At 52.0% G+C, this 14,860-nt stretch carries 16 protein-coding genes and 3 tRNA genes; 10 read left to right on the forward strand and 9 right to left on the reverse strand.

The window, feature by feature from the left end; translation table 11 throughout:
- The first annotated feature begins 139 nt into the window (after positions 1-139).
- From F3I44_RS14250 to F3I44_RS14295, 10 genes are all read left to right on the forward strand, one after another.
- A complete protein-coding gene (locus tag F3I44_RS14250; protein WP_150019447.1) occupies positions 140-2,017 on the forward strand; it encodes a hypothetical protein in 1,878 nt (625 codons plus the stop codon).
- The gene (locus tag F3I44_RS14255; RefSeq protein WP_150016033.1) at positions 2,014-2,793 is read left to right on the forward strand and encodes a phage baseplate protein; all 780 of its coding nucleotides are present in this window, start codon (positions 2,014-2,016) and stop codon (positions 2,791-2,793) included. Before F3I44_RS14250 ends, F3I44_RS14255 begins: the two co-directional genes overlap by 4 nt.
- Positions 2,794-2,908: 115 nt before the next feature.
- Positions 2,909-3,241: a hypothetical protein gene (locus F3I44_RS14260; RefSeq protein ID WP_150016032.1), complete on the forward strand. Its 333-nt coding sequence runs from the start codon at positions 2,909-2,911 to the stop codon at positions 3,239-3,241.
- Positions 3,228-4,103: a hypothetical protein gene (locus F3I44_RS14265; RefSeq protein ID WP_150019448.1), complete on the forward strand. Its 876-nt coding sequence runs from the start codon at positions 3,228-3,230 to the stop codon at positions 4,101-4,103. Before F3I44_RS14260 ends, F3I44_RS14265 begins: the two co-directional genes overlap by 14 nt.
- A complete protein-coding gene (locus F3I44_RS14270) occupies positions 4,090-4,833 on the forward strand; it encodes a Gp138 family membrane-puncturing spike protein (RefSeq protein WP_150019449.1) in 744 nt (247 codons plus the stop codon). The genes F3I44_RS14265 and F3I44_RS14270 overlap by 14 nt, the downstream gene beginning before the upstream one ends.
- On the forward strand, positions 4,830-5,177 hold the full coding sequence (locus tag F3I44_RS14275) for a hypothetical protein (RefSeq protein ID WP_150019450.1): 348 nt from the start codon (positions 4,830-4,832) through the stop codon (positions 5,175-5,177). The genes F3I44_RS14270 and F3I44_RS14275 overlap by 4 nt, the downstream gene beginning before the upstream one ends.
- A complete protein-coding gene (locus F3I44_RS14280; RefSeq protein ID WP_150016028.1) occupies positions 5,177-6,334 on the forward strand; it encodes a baseplate J/gp47 family protein in 1,158 nt (385 codons plus the stop codon). The genes F3I44_RS14275 and F3I44_RS14280 overlap by 1 nt, the downstream gene beginning before the upstream one ends.
- Complete coding sequence (locus F3I44_RS14285; protein ID WP_150019451.1) at positions 6,331-6,906, forward strand: DUF2612 domain-containing protein; 576 nt, start codon at positions 6,331-6,333, stop codon at positions 6,904-6,906. The genes F3I44_RS14280 and F3I44_RS14285 overlap by 4 nt, the downstream gene beginning before the upstream one ends.
- Positions 6,907-6,910: 4 nt before the next feature.
- Entirely contained in the window at positions 6,911-8,275 is a 1,365-nt protein-coding gene (locus F3I44_RS14290; protein ID WP_150019452.1) for a hypothetical protein, read from the forward strand.
- 4 nt (positions 8,276-8,279) lie between these two features.
- Entirely contained in the window at positions 8,280-8,720 is a 441-nt protein-coding gene (locus tag F3I44_RS14295; protein WP_150016062.1) for a tail fiber assembly protein, read from the forward strand.
- 32 nt (positions 8,721-8,752) lie between these two features.
- Here the strand turns inward: F3I44_RS14295 and F3I44_RS14300 are convergent, their stop codons facing one another.
- From F3I44_RS14300 to F3I44_RS14340, 9 genes are all read right to left on the reverse strand, one after another.
- The gene (locus F3I44_RS14300) at positions 8,753-9,832 is read right to left on the reverse strand and encodes an acyltransferase (RefSeq protein WP_150016063.1); all 1,080 of its coding nucleotides are present in this window, start codon (positions 9,830-9,832) and stop codon (positions 8,753-8,755) included.
- A gap of 687 nt (positions 9,833-10,519) precedes the next feature.
- A complete protein-coding gene (locus F3I44_RS24270; RefSeq protein ID WP_150016064.1) occupies positions 10,520-10,738 on the reverse strand; it encodes a DUF333 domain-containing protein in 219 nt (72 codons plus the stop codon).
- 43 nt (positions 10,739-10,781) lie between these two features.
- Positions 10,782-11,057: a hypothetical protein gene (locus F3I44_RS14310; protein WP_150019453.1), complete on the reverse strand. Its 276-nt coding sequence runs from the start codon at positions 11,055-11,057 to the stop codon at positions 10,782-10,784.
- 133 nt (positions 11,058-11,190) lie between these two features.
- Positions 11,191-11,264, reverse strand: a tRNA-Gly gene (locus F3I44_RS14315).
- 4 nt (positions 11,265-11,268) lie between these two features.
- Positions 11,269-11,344, reverse strand: a tRNA-Thr gene (locus F3I44_RS14320).
- Between the two features lies 1 nt (position 11,345).
- Positions 11,346-11,421: transfer RNA gene (locus tag F3I44_RS14325), tRNA-Ile, on the reverse strand.
- Between the two features lie 287 nt (positions 11,422-11,708).
- Positions 11,709-12,179 carry a hypothetical protein gene (locus F3I44_RS14330; protein ID WP_150019454.1) on the reverse strand — a complete coding sequence of 157 codons (471 nt, stop codon included), beginning with the start codon at positions 12,177-12,179 and terminating at the stop codon, positions 11,709-11,711.
- Positions 12,180-13,329: 1,150 nt separating this feature from the next.
- Positions 13,330-14,388, reverse strand: a complete 1,059-nt coding sequence (locus F3I44_RS14335) for a ParA family protein (RefSeq protein ID WP_150019455.1) — start codon at positions 14,386-14,388, stop codon at positions 13,330-13,332.
- A 182-nt stretch (positions 14,389-14,570) separates the two neighbouring features.
- Positions 14,571-14,798 (reverse strand): DUF333 domain-containing protein, encoded by a 228-nt coding sequence (locus F3I44_RS14340; protein ID WP_150019456.1) that lies wholly within the window; start codon positions 14,796-14,798, stop codon positions 14,571-14,573.
- Positions 14,799-14,860 lie beyond the last annotated feature (62 nt).

Genomic DNA, 14,860 nt, shown 5'->3' on the forward strand with positions numbered 1-14,860 from the left:
AGCATGAAGTTGAAGATAAACAACTGTCGCTTCATGAGGTGTGAAGAGAGGGCTCTAAGAGTCCGAACTTAGTACGCCCCTATGGGGCGGAAAACAAAGCCGCCTTCTATGAAGGCGGATTTTTACTTCTGGAACTAATATGGCCCTTATCGACGAATTTCTCTATGCGCTGGGTTTTCAGGCCGACCTGCGCGGCGGCCAGGCGTTTGACGAGCAGCTGCAGCGTATCGGCGACCACGGTGAAAGCACCCGCCATTCCCTGCTCAGCACCATCACGGCGGCCAACCTGCTCTCCCACGCGCTGGAAAAGGGGGCGGAGATGGCAAAAGAGGTCGGCGGTGAATTTATCCGCACAGCGAAAGAAATGGAGGACATGAAGGTCACCTTCGAGTCGCTTTACACCACGGCGGCAGAGGGTGAGCAGAAGTTTCACTGGCTGGTTAATTTTGCACGCGTCAACCCGGTAATGGGGCTGGACGCAGCGAAAGAGGCCTTCCTGTCGCTGAAAAATAACGGCGTTGAGCCGACTGTTGCCGCCATGAAGGCAATGGGCGATACCATGGCCGCCATGCCGGGGATCGGCTACATGCTGGGTAAAGACGTCGGCGAACTGCTGGAAGGCCGCTATGCCATGGGCGGTGCGATTGCCCAGGCCGGGATCAAGCTGCACAGGAGCAGTAAAGGCGGCGAAACGTCCTATCACGGCTCCTACATCAACAGGGAAGGCCAGACAATACCCATCAAGCTGGATATCAGCGATGCGAATAAAACTATTGAGCAGCTGACTAAAATTCTTGACGACCGCTTCGGCGGTACCATGGATAAACACGCTAAAACCATGACGGGCTTGATTGCACGCTGGGGCAACGACTGGCAGACCTTCCAGATGCAGGTGATGGACAACCACGTATTTGCCGCGCTGGAAGATGAGCTATTCAGTATGATCACCCAGTGGGAAGCCTGGGCGAAATCACCCGATGCGCACGAGATGCTGGCGGGCATCAGTCAGATCCTGACGCTGATTGTGAAAATCGTGGCGGAGGCTATCCGGCTGACCGGGCTGGTGGCTGAAAAATTCAGTCAGTGGTTTGGCAGTGTGCACAGCGTTGAATTCCTTCTCGCCAGCATTTTTCTCGTGTCGAAATGGACAACCATCATCGGCCTGGTGGCAAAACTTGCCGGCGGATTCCGTGATGTGGCGGCGGCACTTGAGCTGGTCCGCGACGGCGAAGCCGTTGTGGCGGCACTGACCGCGCTGATTGATCCGCTGGCCCTGCTGCCGGGGCTGATAGCGGTGGGCGTCGTCGGGGCGATCGCGGGCATTGCCTCCCTGATTAAAAAGTGGGACGAGTTTAAGCTCGGCATTCTGGATAAAGGATATCTGAACGATTTTTTCAGCGCCTTTGAGCATGGCATTACCCGCATGATGGCCTGGTTCCGCTACTGGCTGGACTATATGGACATCGGCACTTTGAAAGGACGCCAGGCGCTGTCCTCTATTGGTCTTGCCCCTGAACTGTCGGACGCAGAAAAGAAAGAACTTGCCGACAAGCAGAAGGCGCATCAGGGCGGTGTCGGCAGATACATGGATGATGAGGTGGCAAAAGATGATGCCGCTCAGAAGCACCGGCAGGGCAGCGGTGATTACCTTAAAACGCTGAAGGCCGCGCATCCCGACTGGACGCTGGGGCAGATTGCGCAGTGGACGAAGGCGAATCGCCCGGCAGCCTACCGTGATTATTTCACCCTGCCATCCGGCCCGGTAAAAGCCGATCCGGCCACAGCGGCATCCTGTGCTGCAGGTAAAAAGTTCAGTACTCATGACTCTGCCGCCACTGATAAACCGGGAGAGAAAACCACGCCGGTTGAGCATAAAGACGATCACTCTGTGAACATTCACGGCCCGGTCAACGTTTATACCCAGGACGCTGCCGGTTTTGCGGCGGGGCTGCGTGAGGCAAACAGCGGGCTGGCCTCATCAATGGAAAATCACGGTACCGGAGGAAGGCGATATTGAGCGACGCAGCGGTCACAACCAGAATCGGCACCTTTGTTTTCGACGTGGTGACGGAGGAAAGCCACCACTCTGAGCTTAAAGTCACAGATAACCCGGTCGAGTCCGGCTCGCAGATTTCCGATCACGCGATACTGACGCCACGACCTTTTGAAATCACCGGCATCATGGTGGACTTCGATCCGACGGACACGCTGTTTAATCAGCTGGCGGAGGATAATTATGTCCGTGAGCCGGATTTTATCGACGACCTGCCCATCCCGGGCGAAATCAAAAGCCTTACCGCGCAGGGCGTCAGCCTGGCAAACCGGGTGCTGGACCAGGTGGCGTCTGCGGCCAGTTCGCTGGTGGGTGGTTCATCCGGCCAGCGGGCGCTGGCACCCTGGCTGCCGTCCCTGCTGGACACGGATTCAGCGGACCTGGCGACCAGCGATCAGCGTGTTGCCGATGCGCTGAAGGCACTGCGCAGCATGCAGCAGTCCGCTACCCCGATCGCCATTACCACGCAGACGGCGAGCTACGATCAGTGCCTGCTGCTGAATGTGGACGTAAAGTTCACCCGCACCGGATCAGCAGTATTCAGTCTGAAATGTCGTGAGATATTTATCACGACCACGCAGACGGCCAGAGGTTTAAAGATTCCCTCACAGGGTAAAACCGGCGGGCGCACCGCAAAACAGGCCGCAAAGGCGGTGGATAAAGGTAATCAGCAGCTTCAGCAGGCAGACCTGCCGCCGGAACTGAAGGAGCAGGCCGCCGCGTTGGGTATTGAAAATTAGGGGAAACCTGCCGGCGGACATACGCCACCGATTAAGCGTTGAAGCAATTTGCAAAAAACAAAGTCCCGACTGTTTACGCAGTGCGGGCTTTTTTCATGTGAGCCGGAGAACGGGCATGGCAACATTTTACAGACTCGCGGTCAGCAGCGATCCGTACCAGACCCTGAAGGTCACGGTCGGCAGCACCAGGTATCAGCTGAGCCTGCGTTATAACCCGGTACCGCCTGGCGGGCAGTGGCTGGTGGATATTTCTGACGCCGGTACTAATAAGGCCCTCATCAGCGGCTATGCCCTGGTCTGCGGCGTGCCGGTGCTGAAGCGCACCCGCCTGCCGTTCTGGCTTTACCTGTACGACAGCAGCGGCAATGCGCTGAACCCTTACGGCGGCAGCGACATGGGCAGCCGCTGCATTCTTTACCTGATGGACAGGAGCAATGACAGCGATTAAGCAGTATGGCCGTCAGTACATTCTGACGATCGGCAACAGTAAAGAATCCATTCAGATTAACAACCTCCGCATCGCCTTCAGCATTTCCCACACCCACGACAAAACGCCCAACAAGGCCACGCTCCGCGTCTGGAACCTGACCCCTTCACACCGGCATCAGGTGACCGGCGGCGAGTTTAAGCAGGTCGCGCTGGCGGTCGGCTACGGGTCACTGGAGAACTGCCGGGTGCTGTACGCCGGGCAGATCACGAAGCCTGCGGTTGTCCGCGAGGGGCTGGACTTTATTCTTGAGCTGACCTGCGACGACGGTGCTACCGCGTACCGGGATGCGTTTGTGAACGTGACGCTGGCGGCGGGCAGCACGCATGAGGATGCGATTGCACACTGCGCGGGGGAAATGACCGGCATCACGCCGGGAAATATCGGCCTGCCGGCTGACGTGACGTTTACGCGTGCGAAGGTCTGTTACGGCCCGGCCCGGCACGTGATGACGCAGGTGGCGAACCATTACGGAGCGGACTGGATGATCCAGAACGGGGAACTGCACGTGCTGCACCCGGATTACTGCCTGCCGGGTGAGGGAGCGCTGCTGAACGAATCCGGCGGCATGCTGGGCAGCCCGAAACCCACCGATCGCGGTCTGGAGGTGTCCTGCCTGCTGCGCCCGGAAATCACCGTGGGCTCGCTGGTGCGGGTTGAGTCGATCGTGGCGGACTACAACGGCGACTACAAGGTGGTGGCGGTGAAATCAGAGGGCGACACGCACGCGTCCCGCTGGGGATCACGGCTGACGCTGGTGAACGGGAAATTTAAGCAGGCGAAGAAGCTGAAAAAGAGGAAGAAAAAAGATGAGCACGCTTAGCCGGGACACGGCCTCGCTGGATTCGGTCATGGCAGCGGCGGCGGATGATTTATCCGCTCGCCTGCGCGTGGCCATGCCCGCCATCGTGACGGCGTTTGATGATAAACGTCAGACGGTGACGCTGCAGCCGGCCATTGCCGGCACGGATGAGAACGGCGATGCCATCACGCCGACGGTGCTGGCCGACGTGCCGGTCAAGTTTCCGCGTGGCGGGGGCTTCGCCTTCACCTTCCCCGTGAAGCCCGGCGATGAGGGCTGGGTGCTGTTTGCCGATCGCTGTATCGATAACTGGTTCAGCAGCGGGCAGGTGAGCCAGGCGGCCGAGCACCGCCAGCACGACTGGGGCGACGGCGGATTTCTGCCCGGTTTTTCCAGCCTCACACGGGCTATCGGCAGTTTCCGCAACGACGCCATCGTGATGCGTCAGCTTGAGGGCACCGGATATGTGTCCATCGACACCGGCGGCAACGTTGACATCGATGGCGCAAAGCTGACGGTTCACTGCGAAGCCGAATTTATGAAGCCCGTCACGATAGATGACACGCTGACGGTGACCGGGGCCGCTGCGATGAACGGCGGCCTGTCGGCCAGTGGCGGCAGCGGGGCCGCGGCGAAGATTACCGGATCGGTTGAAGTCACCGGCGGTGACGTGACGGTTGACGGCATCGGCAGCAAATCACACCACCACACCGACAGCCAGAACGGGCAGACCTCGGAGGCGCAGGCATGAGGACACGACGGACTGACGGAGAGGGTGACTGGACGTTCGGGCGGGGCCGCGCATCCTACGCCAGCAAGTCTGAGTGCGTGCGGCAGAAGGTGAAAACCCGGCTGCTGTCGCTGAAGCAGGACTGGTTTCTGGATCTGGAGCACGGCCTGGACTGGTCCGGCAGCATGGCACGGCGGGGCACGCGCGTGAAGCTGGAGTCTGATATCCGCAGCTGCATTCTGCAGACTGACGGGGTGAAGGCGCTGACGGCGTTTGATTCGCAGTACGTGCCGGCGACGAGAAAGCTGACCGTGGCGGCGACGTTTACCGATATTTACGGGACAGAAAGCGAGGTAACAATCTGATGGGAACGCTGACGGACCAGGGGTATATCGCCGACCGGCTCGACGACATTTTTTCCGGCCTTGTGACGAAGTTTAAGAGCATCTATGGCGACGACATCCTGACGGACCCTGACGATCCGGACGGGCAGATGATCGGCATTTTTGCCCAGATGCGCGCGGACATTGAGGGCGTCATCGAGACGGTGGTGCAGGCGAACGATCCGGATAACGCCACCGGCACCTGGCTGGAGCAGAAGGTGGCCTTTGCCGGGCTGACGCGGCGCGGCGCGTCTTATTCAGTCATTCAGGATGTGCTGCTTGGCGGCACTGCCGGAAAAAGGGTACCGGCCGGGGCGACGGTGAGCGGGGGCGGCACGCAGTGGGTAACGCAGACGGATACCACGTTCGGGGCGGACGGCACGGTAAAAGCGGACTTCCGCTCAACTGAGGCAGGCCAGTTCAGCGTGGACGCCGGAACTAAGCTCTCCATCGTGACGGTGACTGCCGGCTGGGACTCGGCCACGACGACCGTGGCGGCCACGCCGGGCGAAAATGAAGAGACCGATCCGGAGCTGCTGGCGCGGTTTTATAAGTCGCGCGCGCGGGCCTCGTCGAACTGCGTTGACGGCACGCTGGGTGACATCGCGGGACTGACGGGCGTTACCGACGCGGTGGCGCTGGAGAACCGGACCGATGAGACCGACGCCGACGGCGTGGCACCGCATACGGTGAACTATATCGTCGAGGGCGGGGACAACGCAGCCGTGGCAAAGGCCATCTATGATAACTGGCCGGGAACGGGCCTGCAGGGCGCGGTATCGGTGGACGTGACCCGCCGCAGCGGTAAAACCGTGCCGATAGCCTTTGACCGGCCCGCGGCGGTAGATATATCCGCCATCATCAAAATCGGACGCCGCGAAAACTTCACGCACGTGGATGAAGACACCGTGAAGGCGGCTATCGTGGGGCTGGCGTATAAAACGGGTGACTGGGTTTACCGGTCAGACGTGAGCGCGGCGGCGGGTAGCGTCACCGGCGTCTTCGTGCGCGAGGTGCTGCTGGCGCGCTACGGCAATACGCCGGCGGACGTACTGTCGGTCGCGATCGGTGCCCGTGAAAAGGCCCGGTTTCTGACGACGGGCATCACCGTGCAGGTTATTGAGGACACCAGCTCATGACAGGCTATGCAGACCTCCTCATTTCACAGTACGTCACGAAACCGAAAGCCCGGGCCACCATTCAGGCGCTGGCCGATGACATGGCGCGGTCATTCACCGGGGCGCTGTCGGTCCCGGACATGCTCGACATTGAGCATGCCGGCGGGGTGAACCTCGGCATCATCGGGAAAATAACGGGGCAGGACCGCGTGCTTAACGGCGCGGTGGCGCGGGAATTTTTTGCCTTTAAAGGATATCCGGATACGCGGGGCTTTCAGACTGGTAATGCGGGTGGTTCGCCCTGGTACCGTCACGGTGACACCACCAGCGCATCTGCCACGCTGACTGACACCGAAATGCGCACGCTCATCCGGGCGAGATGCATCAAAAACTTCTCAGGCTGCACGCTGGACGACCTGGAGCGCGCCTGCGAACTGCTGTTTGGCGCTGAGCGCTGTCAGGTTGATGTGATGGGGCCGTGTCACTGGCAGATAACCACCACCGGTACGGAGGCCTTTGTGCTGTTCTGCGCGAAATCGCTGGACGTGCTGCCACGCGCGTCAGGCATGAATTACACCTTTGTGGAGAAATAAAAGTATGGCAACAGGAAAACGACCCGACGGGGAAGTATTCGCCTCAGGAGCAAATGAGGGCGAGGTGCTGGACTTCCCGGCAATATCACGCGGCTGGGGGGTAACGACCGACGGTAAGGACGGGAGCGGCAATAAAGTGACCGACCCGACGAACGGCATCCCGCCGATGGAGTGGTTTAACGCCCTGCAGAAACGCACCGATGAGGCTATCCAGTGGCTGCTGCAAAACGCACTACCCGACTGGGCGGCGGGCACGTGGCCGGCGGGCGCAGTGGTGGTTAACGGCGGCGTCGTCTGGCGGGCACAGAAGGAAACCGCCACCGAACCGGCAGCCGATGCCGGCGACTGGCTGGCGCTGTTTCCGGTGGCAAATCTGGACAAGCGTTATCTGAATGCGGATAAAAACCTGTCCGATCTGACCGACACTGCTAAAGCCCGGAAAGCCCTTTCGCTCGATAAGGTCGGTAACTGGAATGCAGTTCAGGCCAATGGCGGGCTGCACTCATCCGGTAATCACCACATTTATATTGACTGGGGTGGTGATTCTAAATTTCACGGTACAGTGGACTCGACAGATGTAGGCGAGTTTTTTACCACTCAGAATCCACCCACTGCAGCCCAGGCTGGTGCCGTTCCAATGAGCGGTGGCGCACTTAATGAAGAAGCCAGTCTATCAGTCATCTCTTCAGTAAAAGACGGTGCTTCAGGCCAGTCGCTTTACGGGCCGCTTTTTCGCTCCTGCATGAAGGGCCGGGGCGGAGACGGTGACTTTAAAGATGGTGGCTCTGTTGCCTTCAGGATAGTCGAGGTCGTCAGTAATTATGCCTTTGCTGAAATCCTTTTTGACGGTTACAGCAGCATACAGTCATTCCAGTTCCGTAATGACGGCACAATCAGATCGCCCGGCTCGGTTTATGCCGGTGGAGCGTATATTGCGACTGATGGCAACATTTACGGCTCGGTGTGGGGCGGGTTCCTGAATAACTGGATTGCGGGTCAGATTTCGGCAGGTATTAATAACAATAATAGCGGATGGGTGCTGCCGAATTTTCAGCTAAAAAATACAGGCAGTCCTGGCGGTGGATGGTGGAAGGACTCAGCAACAGGATTGATAATTCAGGCAGGAACGGTTGCTGTGCCTGTTTCGGGCAGTACAGGCAGTGCCTCGTTTTCATTTCCACTGACATTTCCAAACGGTGTTGTGTCTATTACTGGCAACGCTGCAGACCAGGCGTCATCGGCTGGATATGTTGCCTGCGCTGCATTCCAAAACCTATCTACCGCTGGCGCGCACGTTCTGGTGGACACCAACGCCTCACGAAATATGGATCGAACGCAGTATGTTCGTTACATTGCCTACGGAGTTTAATTAAATGGACGAGCTATATTATTATAGTGCCCTGACTGGCGGTTTTTATCGTGAATGCGATCGGGATATTTATGAGGCATCTGCAAACGGGTGGCCCACAGATGCGGTTATGGTTTCGGTTGATGAATATAAAACACTTTTTGACGGGCAGGCTAGTGGTAAAATTATCGCAGCAGATGACAGTGGCAGACCTGTTTTAACAGAACCCGCGATTAACTGGCAGGCGAGGGGTGAGCAACAGCGCCAGAACTTGCTAACCACTGCCAGTGAGGTAACAGCCGATTGGCGAACAGAATTACAACTGGGCATGATCAGCGACGAGGACAAAGCAAGCCTGATTGAGTGGATGGCCTACACTAAAGCGCTGAAATCACTAGACCTCAGCAACATTAGTGACGAAGGATCATTGGGCCTGATCGCGTGGCCGAGCAAGCCCGTAACTTAAAGTTGCCGCCATTTCTAACGGCCTAACTTATCTTATAAAAGTGCTTGCTTGTTACATTTGGCAATGAGTTTATTTCTTATGAGGTTGCAAAGATTAGTTTCAAAGAGTTTATAGAATATAAGCGAAAATAAAACCGTAAGGGTCAGTGCTAACAAAAATGCTATCAGGCCTGAATGTAAACCGTGATAGTGGCGGGCTATAATTTTTCTGGCTATTGATAAGCCGTGTGGATGCATCAAATAAACAGAAAACGATAAAGTGCCAATCGAGATTAAAAGTTTAGGAGCTTTGATTCCATACTGATATTCATAACTGGTAAGTGTAAGTATTAAGAAAAAAGAGGCTGAAAAGAAATCATAATTACCGTTTCCTGGATTGCTGCCGAAGCTTAAAGCAATATATGTAAAATATAGGGCGGCTAGTGATACAGCTGCCCTGCCAACTATTCTTGAGTAATATAGTCTGAAGTTGATTGCAATGTATCCGACAATCAGACCTGCTAAAAACTCTAACATCATCCCGTTAGTTATTAATGCTAGGTATCCGTGATAGCCATAGTTAATTTTCGGCAATAAAAAGCCATAACCATGGGTGATGAAAGGAAATAAGACAGAGCAAGAAATAATTAATGTGATAATAAAGTACTTATACTTTCGAAAAATCAAGGAGAAAGAACAGATGCTATAAAAAACGAATTCATAGTTAAGCGACCAGCCAACAAATAGTCGCGGGTAACCGAAAAAGGGGGCGGGTTGCGTAATGTCAGCAGGAAGGAAAGTGAAGGCATGCAGAGCTAAATACCATTTATCCCATGAGTTACCTGCTATAAAAATTGTCGCAATGACATATGGTGGAACAATACGGCAAAGTCTCTTTGTGAAAAAAACAGTTGAGGATTTAAGTCCGCCACTTTCGTTTACCGTAACATAATAAACAATAAATCCACTTATCATAAAAAACAGGTCAACCCCGATTGCACCCTGAGCAAAAATCCAGCTAGCCAGAGGAAAATATGATGCTAAATCTGTTCTAAAATGAAACATAACCACCAGCATGGCGGCAAGGCCACGAAGAGCCTGGATAGATTCGAGTTTGTTGGTGTTTTCAGGCATGGCTCAATCCTTTGCGGAGTTTCCTGTATTGAAAAAGCCTTGGCTCATTCATTACAGATAGTCCTTTATGTGGTTCGAAGGGAGAAATAAAAGAAGGCTACCAACGAAGCGCTTTAAATCGTTGGCAGCCACTGAGGCATGGTCAGCACGAGGATAAACAGGAATTGCCTCAAAGCAACACAACATCACGAGACAGCATACAAACTTGAAAAAAAACGCCCGGAATAATGGGCGTCACCGAATACCGATGCAATTAGCATTGAACTTATACAGATGTGTCGTGAGGTCGCTCTCACGAAAGGGATTATGGTTTATGGAAGTGCAACCATGGATAAACGAATAAGTTTTATGATTTTTATTTTTTGATAAATATCAATTTATGCTCAGTATTTGAAACGGGAGTTAAAAATTCCTGTTTGGCTGGAAAAAATTGCAATGCTGTTTTAATTGTGTTGATAAGCGCTCAGGCTAAATAGGATAATGTTAACACTGACTCTGTGCGTTATGACCTATTGCATATTCATATGGTTTTTCTTCGCATGGTATGCAGACTGCATGTTTTCGTAGGTTTAACTCATGAAAAAAAGCTCGTTCAAAATGTTGGCGGCAGGGTGGTTTTGCCTTTATATAGTGTTGCTTTATGCAATCTATCATCAGATTGCTCTTATGCTGTGGTAATGTCTAACCTCAAGGCAGTACACGATTTTTAAGGTATAAACGCCGGTGCTCAATCTTAGTGCCATCAGGCAGGATGCAGTATCCGGTTCTACCAAAAAGTCGTTTTTCATAAGACAGGGTTCCGCCCTGTAGATGGCAGTAACGGTCTGCAGAGCTTTCATATTTCATAGGGGCGGAACTACAGGCAGTAAGCATGACCAGACAGGTCATCACGTTAAACCATTTCATATCTTCGCTCGATTTATTTATGAAGTAAAATATAGGATTTTGGTCAGTTATTGTTCAGAGATTTTCTGACCAGTCTTGTGCCATCACGGGTGATTCTGAGCCCTGTAGCTGAAACAGCATCCCTTCCCATGATTTTAACTATCGCAGTCTTTTCTATGCTGCCTTCTGAGATTAATTGCCTGACGTTAGAGACCAGACCTTTGTTATGAGGATTGCCGAATTCTTTGCGGACTTCATCTTCACTCATCGTCCGCGGATAAATACGGAAAAGATATTCGAGAATACCCCACTGGGATTTGTCAGAAAAACTGGTTTTCATTGCCACTCCATGTGAAATCACTTTTTTGCGGATTTTAGATCATTTGAAAGCAACAGTTAGTCAATGACGCACATTGAGAAGGCGAGTGTTGAGCATTGGTTGTGTAGGAATGTGGTTAATAGATTGGCTCTGATGGAGCGGCCAGCGGGAATCGAACCCGCATCATCAGCTTGGGAATCTGAAGTAATGCCATTATACGATGGCCGCGAAATGGTGCCGATTACCGGAATTGAACCGGTGACCTGCTGATTACGAATCAGCTGCTCTGCCATCTGAGCTAAATCGGCATGGTGGCCCCTGCTGGATTTGAACCAGCGACCGGGCGATTATGAGTCGCGCGCTCTGACCACTGAGCTAAGGGGCCGGATGCTGCGGTGCCGGGTGCCTCCCGGTAGATCGGCAAAGCCAGACCGACCCGCTTAGTATTCTGCACTTTCAGCTTAAGCCCCGCCGCATAGGGGGATTCACCGCAGCGATAAAAATATAAACTCAAATGATTAAATGAATTTTAAATCAAGGCTTAAGCGGAGAGGCGAAGGCGAAAAAAGTTGACTGATGACAAGTCAAGCTATGGGAGCTGTTAACCGGAAGCCATGAACGAAAATTGAGCATCATCATAATATATTCCGGTTAACCAGCACTCAAAGAATTTTATACAATTACTTTACTTAGTAGTTGTTGTAATTTATTAACTTCGAGTTTTGTGAACGGCTTCTTGTTGGCTATCTCATTAATTACTAAACGATAACCGGAGAATTCTAAATCAGACACTGGAGGGACATCAATATTTATATGACCGGCAGAATTGACAGGAACAACTAATGTTACGTCTTCATCATCCACCGGACCGAATGTTATGAATTGTACTGAGTTTGGATTAACGAAGCAGTGACCTGAACACTTTGCGTTTCTGAGTGTAAGTATAACTATTGAATCTGGAGTTAGATTAGTAATGGTTAGCCTGTCCCATTTTTTTACAATTAAAATATCATTTTTAATGGCAGCGTTACCATCGGCGCTAATTAAATTGTACTGTGACAGGTCGGTGCCGTCTCTAAAAGAATAATCGCGGATTTCAGTGTTTTTTAGAAAGTTAGATAATTTTTCCATTTCTGTTCTCATATTAACGTCTCCATTTTTGGGAGTAAATTATTTTAAGCTAAACAGCCTTAGATAAATGGTCAGTAAAATTGCTAGGCAGATGCTAAAGCATATCCTCCACTCTCAAGCCTTAATCGGTTAAGGCATAAAAACTGCTCCCCATCACAACATCTTATGGCTTCCTGATGAACTAAACCCTGGTGTATGAGTTCTTCAATATTAGCAAGCATCCTGAACTCATCGACATCATCGAAGCAGCTCTGATACTGCCTGGTAGTCATTGGGTGAGGATGAAAAACGGATAATGCCCTGAGAATATCGCTCTGTAGTTTTACAGACAAAAGCTTGTTACTCATTGATTAAACACCTCCTGAAAGCAGAATAGTAATCTGATGCACGGTAATGAATTCGACACCCTGAGATTCCCCTTCCCGGGAATGAATAAGGCGCGTTCAGTACCTCTGATGCGGCCTGCAGCGCCTACTGCCATCTGCCAGAAATTCCTCGAAGGATAACGTTAGTTCAGCCAGTTTCAGGAAACTAACGCCTCCACAACTGCGAACCGCCGTCTTTCGGATCAGCCCGCGTTTTACCAGCGCCCCGATATGTATCATCATCACGGATTCGCTATACCGTCCAAAAGCCGCAAAATACTGCCTTCCCGTAAGCGGATCGGGATAAGCAATAGCCAGTGCAGTAAGTATCTCCCTCTGAATCCTTTCTGTGAGCAATCTCGTTTCCATCGGCAAACTCCTTTCAGTTACGACCTGCCGATAAATAATGGAACGTAAGCGCAGCCGTAAAAATGATCAACATCACTAAAGTTATTCTTAACTATCAATTACACAAGATTGATCGTTGTTAACGATCGATGAGTTATGGAATGGACATAGGCTGTTAGGATGGCTGTCCGACGCAGTATGAGATCGAATACCTTGCAGGCAATACGGTATCTGAGTTTAAAGCTGGCAGAATTACGGGGATTTTACGCGGACCAAACAAAGAGCCACGAAATCTGCAGATTAACTTTGTTTTCTAAAAATAGGCGGGCGGGGCAGACATGTGCCGTGCCCATCTCAGCAGGTTGCTGGTCGATGGGATAGTTGATCACCAGACGAGAGCCTGGCGGCAGGCATAAAAAACCCGGCGCGGTGGCCGGGGCTGGATATCATTATAAGCTATGTACTAACGTTTCAATAGCTTGCCCGTATCTTTCCAAAGGCTCATTGTTGATTTGAGGCTCGGTGTCATGGATCTGGTATCTTCCAGGCTTTATATCAAAAAGAGGCCTGCCTAGATGTGATGAAACTATAGCCACAGAATGGTTGTCTGGCACTGTAAAGGTTTTGAGATCACCACCTTGGAAAGCATTAGATTTGGTTTTCCTCAGATTTTCGGCCCTTGCCAAAATCTCATCAAACATTGCTGAAAATGCTTTACTTGCTCTTTTGTCATACTCAGTTGATCTGTTGAACACCAATGAGTGAATGACAGGCACTGCTAGACCGAATTGCAAGCATCGGTCGTAAAAGTTAACCGACCGATAATCGTTCTGAACACCAACTCCATAAACAAGCTGACTTAAATTATCAACAGCCCTTGCTGATGAACCATCACTGGAGCAAGGAACGATTATAGCGTTAGCTGCGATTAGTGATAGCTCTGTGTAGGCTGAAAAGCTTGGGTTGCAGTCAATAAAACATACAGTATCTTCGATGCCTTGCTGTTGGGCGCAAGCAACAAGGAGATCTCTAAGCCAGAGATGAATGCTTTTCCAAGAATCTACCGGCAGGTTAACGCTGCTCAATTGGTTTATAACTTGAGCTTGTACCTCCAAGCTTGGATCGCCAGCAATCAAGAAGACATTACCAGGAATGCGCGAATTAGTCTCGTGAACTGGTATCAGAAAGCTCGTTTCCGAACCGGTCAGCATATGAGGGCTGCGAGTTCTTCTATCAAAGTAGCCACCTACAGTTTTCCTCTGCTGTATAAGCGTTGCAAGCCTAGCCGCACCAGTTCCATTGCCACCGAGCAAAATTTCAGATAGGTTTGCCTGTGGGCACATATCTGCGAAAATCACGCGCTTTTCTGGATTCTGGCGAGCATATTCGGTAGCCATGGCAAATGAAAGATAGGTTTTACCGACACCACCTTTATTGTTCCAGATTGCATATGATTTCATAGTGTCATCACCGCCTTGCGCTGAATTCTGTCCTGTTACACCTATCATAACCGTTCCTTCTATTTAATTCAGGGGGAAAATCCTTAAATCATTATCGTCCTGAGCTGATTTAACTTTATGAAGCACATGTAAACTCACCAAAACGTCTCTTCCGGACACTGAGTCTTAGACCAGCTTCATCTTCGTCTCGATCGCAACGCCCAGCACCTTGCAGTTACTGGCCACTGATCCTACTGATTATCTCTTCGGTACAGCGCCCACTCCCCGATACGTTCTCCGCTCGGCAGGGTGCAGTAACCTGACTCACCATCCGGACCCTTCACAATGTCCAGTTTGCCGCCGATTTTTTCACAATACACTGAGGCAGGATTGGCCATGCCTAGCTGTTGAGGTTTATCGTTCTCGGTCGAGCAGGCAGCCAGTAATGCTGTGGAAGCAATCAGGATAGTAACTTTCATAACGTACCTTATACCTTAAATCTAAAGTCGATTTTGCCGATCTTAACCTGAGCTTAAGCGTA

Source organism: Pantoea sp. F_5 (assembly GCF_008631595.1).
In the GTDB taxonomy this organism is placed as follows: Bacteria; Pseudomonadota; Gammaproteobacteria; order Enterobacterales; family Enterobacteriaceae; genus Pantoea; species Pantoea gossypiicola.

Excerpts from the sequence above, each read along its gene's own strand:
- F3I44_RS14270 (WP_150019449.1), top strand. The coding sequence starts at position 4,090 with ATGAGCACGCTTAGCCGGGACACGGCCTCGCTGGATTCGGTCATGGCA.
- F3I44_RS14290 (WP_150019452.1), top strand. The coding sequence starts at position 6,911 with ATGGCAACAGGAAAACGACCCGACGGGGAAGTATTCGCCTCAGGAGCA.
- F3I44_RS14330 (WP_150019454.1), bottom strand. The coding sequence starts at position 12,179 with ATGAGAACAGAAATGGAAAAATTATCTAACTTTCTAAAAAACACTGAA.
- F3I44_RS14295 (WP_150016062.1), top strand. The coding sequence starts at position 8,280 with ATGGACGAGCTATATTATTATAGTGCCCTGACTGGCGGTTTTTATCGT.
- F3I44_RS14250 (WP_150019447.1), top strand. The coding sequence starts at position 140 with ATGGCCCTTATCGACGAATTTCTCTATGCGCTGGGTTTTCAGGCCGAC.
- F3I44_RS14280 (WP_150016028.1), top strand. The coding sequence starts at position 5,177 with ATGGGAACGCTGACGGACCAGGGGTATATCGCCGACCGGCTCGACGAC.
- F3I44_RS24270 (WP_150016064.1), bottom strand. The coding sequence starts at position 10,738 with ATGAAATGGTTTAACGTGATGACCTGTCTGGTCATGCTTACTGCCTGT.
- F3I44_RS14340 (WP_150019456.1), bottom strand. The coding sequence starts at position 14,798 with ATGAAAGTTACTATCCTGATTGCTTCCACAGCATTACTGGCTGCCTGC.
- F3I44_RS14300 (WP_150016063.1), bottom strand. The coding sequence starts at position 9,832 with ATGCCTGAAAACACCAACAAACTCGAATCTATCCAGGCTCTTCGTGGC.
- F3I44_RS14265 (WP_150019448.1), top strand. The coding sequence starts at position 3,228 with ATGACAGCGATTAAGCAGTATGGCCGTCAGTACATTCTGACGATCGGC.
- F3I44_RS14260 (WP_150016032.1), top strand. The coding sequence starts at position 2,909 with ATGGCAACATTTTACAGACTCGCGGTCAGCAGCGATCCGTACCAGACC.
- F3I44_RS14310 (WP_150019453.1), bottom strand. The coding sequence starts at position 11,057 with ATGAAAACCAGTTTTTCTGACAAATCCCAGTGGGGTATTCTCGAATAT.
- F3I44_RS14285 (WP_150019451.1), top strand. The coding sequence starts at position 6,331 with ATGACAGGCTATGCAGACCTCCTCATTTCACAGTACGTCACGAAACCG.
- F3I44_RS14335 (WP_150019455.1), bottom strand. The coding sequence starts at position 14,388 with ATGATAGGTGTAACAGGACAGAATTCAGCGCAAGGCGGTGATGACACT.
- F3I44_RS14275 (WP_150019450.1), top strand. The coding sequence starts at position 4,830 with ATGAGGACACGACGGACTGACGGAGAGGGTGACTGGACGTTCGGGCGG.